Source organism: Haloimpatiens lingqiaonensis, assembly GCF_901447495.1.
Lineage (GTDB): Bacteria > Bacillota > Clostridia > Clostridiales > Clostridiaceae > Haloimpatiens > Haloimpatiens lingqiaonensis.
In genome coordinates, this window is sequence record NZ_CABDWS010000039.1 from 24,406 (window position 1) to 31,581 (window position 7,176).

5 protein-coding genes are annotated in these 7,176 nt (G+C 29.4%); 3 read left to right on the plus strand and 2 right to left on the minus strand.

The window, feature by feature from the left end:
* Together mutS and miaB are read right to left on the minus strand one after the other, a co-directional pair.
* Positions 1-2,781: a DNA mismatch repair protein MutS gene (gene mutS / locus FGK85_RS09100; protein ID WP_138205842.1), complete on the minus strand. Its 2,781-nt coding sequence runs from the start codon at positions 2,779-2,781 to the stop codon at positions 1-3.
* A 79-nt stretch (positions 2,782-2,860) separates the two neighbouring features.
* The gene (miaB, locus tag FGK85_RS09105; RefSeq protein ID WP_138205844.1) at positions 2,861-4,195 is read right to left on the minus strand and encodes a tRNA (N6-isopentenyl adenosine(37)-C2)-methylthiotransferase MiaB; all 1,335 of its coding nucleotides are present in this window, start codon (positions 4,193-4,195) and stop codon (positions 2,861-2,863) included.
* A 268-nt stretch (positions 4,196-4,463) separates the two neighbouring features.
* Here miaB and FGK85_RS09110 point away from each other — a divergent pair, with 268 nt between their 5' ends.
* From FGK85_RS09110 to FGK85_RS09115, 3 genes are all read left to right on the plus strand, one after another.
* A complete protein-coding gene (locus FGK85_RS09110; protein WP_138205846.1) occupies positions 4,464-5,648 on the plus strand; it encodes an aminotransferase-like domain-containing protein in 1,185 nt (394 codons plus the stop codon).
* 67 nt (positions 5,649-5,715) lie between these two features.
* On the plus strand, positions 5,716-5,865 hold the full coding sequence (locus FGK85_RS15335; protein ID WP_171011379.1) for a hypothetical protein: 150 nt from the start codon (positions 5,716-5,718) through the stop codon (positions 5,863-5,865).
* 40 nt (positions 5,866-5,905) lie between these two features.
* Positions 5,906-7,102 (plus strand): pyridoxal phosphate-dependent aminotransferase, encoded by a 1,197-nt coding sequence (locus tag FGK85_RS09115; RefSeq protein ID WP_138205848.1) that lies wholly within the window; start codon positions 5,906-5,908, stop codon positions 7,100-7,102.
* Positions 7,103-7,176 lie beyond the last annotated feature (74 nt).

Below are 7,176 nucleotides of genomic sequence, written 5' to 3' on the forward strand. Positions count from 1 at the left end.
TCACCTCTGCATAATAGATTTTACCTTCTCTATTATTTCATATAACTTATTAAAACCTTCCATAGGATTTAATTTTAATACATCTATATCTTTAATATCATTTAATAAGTTTTCTTTCTCTATATCTGAAAAACTTAATTGAGTTACTTCACTACTAATTACTTCATTACTAATTACTTCATTACTAATTACTTCATTACTGTCTTCTCTACTTTCATTACTTTCCTTTCGTAAATCTAAAGCTGCTTCATCTACTTTCAAGTAATTACTTGACTTGTCACTTGTTTCCTTTATTAAACTTGTTTCCTTTATTAAATTTGTAGTTATTTCTTTATTGCATCTAGTGCATTCCTCTACCACATCTTTATTATTATTTTCTTCTAAATTCTTCAATATTTCATCTGCTCTTTTTAATACCGCTTCAGGCAGCCCTGCTAATTTAGCTACTTGGATACCATAGGACTGATCTGCTCCCCCTTCTACAATTTTACGGAGAAAGATTATGTCCTTTCCGTCCTCTTTTACAGATACAGAATAGTTTTTAAGTCCCTGTATTTTTCCCTCTAATTTTGTAAGCTCATGATAGTGAGTTGCAAATAAAGTCTTACTTTTTAAATGTGGTGCTTTGCATATATACTCTATAACTGACCAGGCTATACTAAGTCCATCATAGGTACTAGTTCCACGACCTACTTCATCTAACAAAATCAAACTCTTATTTGTTGCATTTTTAAGTATATTAGAAACTTCCCACATCTCCACCATAAATGTACTTTTTCCAGAGGCTAAATCATCGGAAGCCCCAATCCTTGTAAATATTTTATCGCATATGCTTATATCTGCTGATTTAGCAGGAACAAAACTTCCCATTTGGGCAAGTATTACTATTAAAGCCGTTTGCCTCATATAAGTAGATTTTCCAGCCATATTAGGACCAGTGATTAATAAAAATCTATTATTATCTCCATCTAATAAAACATCATTTTCAATAAAATTTCCTGAAGTTATAACTTTTTCAACTACTGGGTGTCTTCCACCTACTATATTTATATTTCCTTTTTCATTTATATTAGGTCTGCAATAATTGTTTTCTAGTGCCACTGTAGCTAAAGAGCACAGACAATCTATAGAAGATATTATTTTAGCTGAATTTTTCATTCGCCCTATTTCTTTTTCTATTTGTTCTCTTATTTCTACAAATATGCCATACTCTAAGTCTATTAATTTTCCTTCCGCACCTAAAAGCTTTTCCTCTACTTCTTTTAATTCCTCGGTTATATATCTTTCTGTATTAGCAAGGGTTTGTTTTCTTATATATCTATCTTTAGGAACTAATTCTAAATTTGTTTTTCTAATTTCAATAAAATACCCAAAAACTTTATTAAAACCGACTTTCAAAGACTTTATACCCGTATCTTCTCTTTCACTGCTCTCTAGTCTTGCAATCCATTCCTTACCATGAGTTTTAGCCTTTCTAAGTTCATCTACAGATGCGTTAAAGCCATCCTTTATTATATCTCCTTCTTTTACAGATAAAGAGGGATTTTCATTTATAGCTTCACTAATTAATTTATATATATCCCCTAATTCATCTAAATTACTATACATCTTTTTAAATAGTGTGCTTTTGAATTTTGATAAAATCTCCTTTACCTTAGGTATATTGTTTATAGAGCTTTTTAGGGATATCATTTCCTTTGCATTTATGCTTTTAGAGGATATTTTTCCTGCTAATCTCTCTATGTCATATATTTCTTTTAAAGCAATTTTTAAATCCTCTTTTAAAGATAAATTTTCAGTAAGCTCCTTTACACTGTCTAGTCTCTCATCTATTTGACTTTTTTTAATTAAAGGCTGATCTATCCATCTTCTTAATTCTCTAGTTCCCATTGCAGTACTAGTTTTATCTAAAACACCAAAAAGTGATCCTTTTTTAGTCTTATCTCTAAGAGTTTCTGTAAGTTCTAAATTTCTTCTTGAGTTAGCATCTATAGTTAAGTAATCTACTATATCGTATATATTAATTACGTCTATATTAGATAGTGTTATCTTTTGTGTATCCTTTATGTAATTTAATAATCCATTACAAGAATACATTATACATTCATCTACTTCTTTAGTATCCAAAGTCTTAAATTGGTTACCTATATTCTTTAGCCCGTCCTTACAAAAATACTCATCCGCATACTTTGAAAAGGACACATTAAATTTTTCCAATATAGCCCTTACTAATTTATCGTCTAAATTTTGTTGTATAAGAATCTCTTTTGGATTGAACTTAGATATTTCATCTAATACCACACTTATATCATTGTTACATAAGGTACAATTGAATTCTCCTGTAGAAATATCTGAAAAGCTCATACCGCATATGCCTCTAACTTCATTGCTAAATAAGCTCATTATGTAATTGTTCTCTCCCTCATTTAGGAAAGAGGAATCTGTAAAAGTTCCCGGTGTTATTATTTTAATTATATCCCTTTTTACTATGCCTTTTGCCACCGAAGGATCTTCTAATTGTTCGCATATAGCAATTTTATAACCCTTTTGTACAAGTCTACTTATATAATTACTAGCAGCATGATAAGGAATTCCGCACATAGGAGCTCTTTCTTCAAGACCACAATCTCTTCCTGTAAGTACTAATTCAAGTTCTCTAGATGCAGTCTCTGCATCTTTAAAAAACATTTCATAAAAATCTCCTAATCTAAAGAACAATATACAATCCTCGCAGCGTTCCTTAACCTCTAAATATTGCTGCATCATAGGTGTTAAAGCCATTTTTTTACCTCCTAAAATAAATTAAAGCTCCATTTAAATATTAATTCGTTCTTTGAAAAAAAGCTCTTAAAAGAGCTTTTTATATAATCTTATCTCCTAGCAGTGAAAAGCCTTGAGATCTTACAATCTTAACATTTACAAGTTTACCTATATCTTCTTTGTCGCCTTTAAAATTAACAAGTCTTCCATCCCTTGTTCTCCCCATAAGGTTCTCTTCATTATTTTTGCTTAAACCTTCTACTAAAACTTCTACAGTTTTTCCTTCAAAGGACTTATTCTTTCTAATTACTATCTCATTAACTACTTCCACTAATCTTTCAAATCTTTCATGCTTTGTCTTTTCATCTATTTGTTCTTCATACTCAGCTGCTGGAGTACCTTTTCTTATAGAATATAAGAATGTAAATGCTGAGTCATATTCAACTTCTTTTACTAATTCTAAAGTTTCATTAAAATCTTCTTCAGTTTCTCCTGGAAAACCTACTATTATGTCTGTAGTTAATGCTACATTTGGAATCTTCTCTTTTATCATCTTAACTAAATCTAAATATTGTTCCTTTGAGTAATGTCTATTCATTTTTTTAAGAATTCTACTTGAACCTGACTGTACTGGTAAATGTATATGTTCGCAAAGAGCCCTTCCATTTGCTATAGCATCTATGACCTCTTCTGATAAATCCTTTGGATGAGATGTCATAAATTTAATTCTCTCTAGTCCCTCTATCTTGTCAATTCTTTTTAATAATTCTGCAAAATTAATAGAAGGCTCTAATCCCTTTCCATAAGAATTAACATTTTGACCTAGTAGCGTAACTTCCTTATATCCCTTAGCTACTAATTCTTTAATTTCATTTTCTATATCCTCTGGTTTTCTACTTCTTTCCCTTCCTCTTACATATGGAACTATACAATAAGTACAGAAATTATTACATCCGTACATTATCGTTACAAAGGCCTTTACAGAACTTTTTCTATCTATAGGAAGTCCTTCTACTATTTCTCCTTCTTGCTTCCATATATCAATAATTTGTTTTTCTCCATTTTTAAGTCTATTTAAATACTCAGGAAATTTATAAGCATTATGAGTGCCTATTAGTAAGCTGACAAAAGGAAACTTTTTAGCTATCTCCTCTGCCATACTTTCCTGTTGAATCATGCATCCTGAAACAACTATTATAAGATTTGGATTTTTCCTTTTTAAAGCCTTTATAGCACCTAAATTTCCAAATACCTTTTGCTCAGCATTTTCCCTAACACAACATGTATTAAATATAATTATATCCGCATCTTCTCTATCTAATGTTCTCTTATAATTCATATTTTTCAACATTCCAGATATTTTTTCGGAATCTTCTTCATTCATTTGACAACCCCAAGTTTCAATAAAATAGGTTTGCTTTAACTTATCTTTCATATTGATTCTCCTTTTGAATAAATTTTAGTTTACTTATCTATTATATATAATTTATAATAGTTTTAAAAGTTTTTTATCCATATTACTATTGTTTATTCAATTAAAAGATAATTTTCAAATTTAATAATATATATTATTTTGAATATATTATAAATTTATTAAATTTGAAATTATTTATTCATTTCGTCATTTACATGAAGGAATATAAAAAAATTTATAGAATATAGTTAATATGAATATATAAAGTTAAAGTATGGGGGTGTTTTTAATGGAAATAAAATTTTCTGATAGAGCAAATGGACTAAAAGCTTCTGAAATAAGAGAGCTTTTAAAATTAACACAACGTCCAGAGGTTATATCTTTTGCAGGTGGACTTCCTGCACCAGAATTATTTCCTATTGAACAATTAAAAGAAGTAACAACTAAAGTATTAGATGAGCAAGGAGCTCAATCTCTTCAATACAGCACTACAGAAGGATATCTTCCTTTAAGAGAAATTATAGTAAATGAAAGAATGGCTAAAAATGGTGTTAAAACAACAGTGGACAACATTCTTGTAGTTAGTGGTTCACAACAAGCATTAGAGTTTTCAGCAAAACTTTTTGTAAACAAAGGTGATGTAATTATTTGCGAAAGCCCTAGTTATTTAGGAGCTTTAAATGCATTTAAAGCATATGAACCTGAATTCGTAGAAATCCCTATGGATGACGATGGTATGGAAGTAGATAAACTTGAAGAAGCTTTAAAAAATAATAATAATGTAAAAATGATATACACAATTCCTGACTTCCAAAATCCTAGCGGAAAAACTATGTCTATAGAAAGAAGAAAAAGAATTGCAGAATTAGCTGCTGAGTATAAAGTACCTGTTATTGAAGACAGTCCTTATGGAGAATTAATTTTTGAAGGTAAGCCATACCCTTGTATAAAAAGCTTTGATAAAGCTGGATATGTAGTTACTTTAGGTACTTTCTCAAAAACTTTCTGCCCTGGACTTAGATTAGGATGGATTTGTGCAGAGGAAGAAATACTTAAAAAATATGTAATGATAAAACAAGGTGCAGATCTACAATCTAATACATTTACTCAAATGATAGCAGCTAGATTTATGCAAGAACATAATTTAGACGAACATATAAATAAAATAATAGAAGTTTATAGAAAACGTAGAGACTTAATGCTAGAAAGCATGGAAAAATACTTCCCTAAGGAAGTTACTTTCACTTATCCAAAAGGCGGATTATTTACATGGGTTAATTTAAAAGAAGGTATAGATGCCGCTGAAGTTAACAAAGAAGCTTTAAAACAAAATGTTGCATTTGTTCCTGGTGGCTCCTTCTATCCAAATGGTGGCAATAAAAACCACTTCAGATTAAATTACTCTAACATGAGCGAAGAAAAAATAGTTGAAGGTATAAAAAGACTTGGCGAAGTATTAAAGAAATTTTATTAATTTATATTAATTTAGTGCATAAATTAAATCACTTCTAGGCAACATAAACTTAAGAGGTGATTTAATTATGTATGATGCTAAAAAAGAAGATACTAAAAAAAATCGTAAACTTAAATACGATTGCATTGCTACTAACAGTTATTTTACAGCTCAGCACAATTATAATATGATGAATACTAAAACTTCTTATATACCAATAGATAATATTTTTTATTAATTATAATAATCTAAGGAAACTATAAAGTGGGGGGAACAAAATGAAATTATCAAATCGTGTTCAAAAAATGCAATTTTCACCTATTCGTAAATTAGCTCCATATGCAGATGCAGCTAAGAAAAATGGTATGAAGGTTTATCACCTAAATATAGGACAACCTGACATAGAAACACCTGATACCTTTTTTCAAGGCATGAATAATTTTAAGGAATCAGTTTTAAAATATACTAACTCTCAAGGAATGGAAGAGTTAATTAATAGTTTTATTGCGTACTATAAACAATGGAATATAGAATTTGAAAAAGATGAAATAATGATAACTAATGGTGGAAGTGAAGCTATAATGTTTGCACTTATGGCTATATGCGATGTAGGCGACGAAGTAGTTATTCCTGAACCATTCTATACAAACTATAATGGTTTTTCTGATGTAGCTGGTGTAAACGTTATATCATTTACTACTAAAGCAGAAGATGGTTTCCATTTACCAAGCAAAGAAGAAATTTTAAGTAAAATAACTGATAAAACTAGAGCTATTTTAGTATCTAATCCTGGAAATCCAACAGGTGTTGTATATACAGAAGAAGAAATAAGAATGCTTGCTGATATAGTTAAAGAAAAAGATCTATATCTTATAGCAGATGAAGTTTATAGAGAATTTGTCTATGATAACTTAAAATATACTTCTGCTCTTTATATGAAAGATGTATTGGATAGAATAATATTAATAGACAGTATTTCTAAACGCTATAGTGCTTGTGGAGCAAGAATAGGTTTAGTTGCATCAAAGAATAAAGATTTGATGAAACAAATACTAAAATTCGGACAAACTAGACTTTGTGTTCCTACTATAGAACAATTAGCAGCAACTAACCTAATTAATACACCTAAGGAATACTTCCAAAAGGTAAAAGAAGAATATGAAGGAAGAAGAGATATATTATTTGAAAACTTAAGCAGTATACCAGGAGTAATATGTGAAAAGCCTACTGGAGCTTTCTATGTAGTTGCTAAACTACCTATTAAAAATGCTGAAAACTTCGCAAAATGGCTTTTAACAGATTTCTCTTATGATAATAAGACTGTTATGGTTGCACCAGCTCAAGGCTTCTATGCAAATGAAGGATTAGGAATAGATGAAATAAGAATCTCTTATTGTTTAAATAAAGATTCATTAAAAGATGCTATGAATTTATTAAAAATTGCTATTGAAGAATATAAAAAAATAGAAAAATAATATATTAAAAATAAAGACGGCAGATTTTATATAAAATCTGCCGTCTTTATTTTATAAATTGCCATTTATAAATC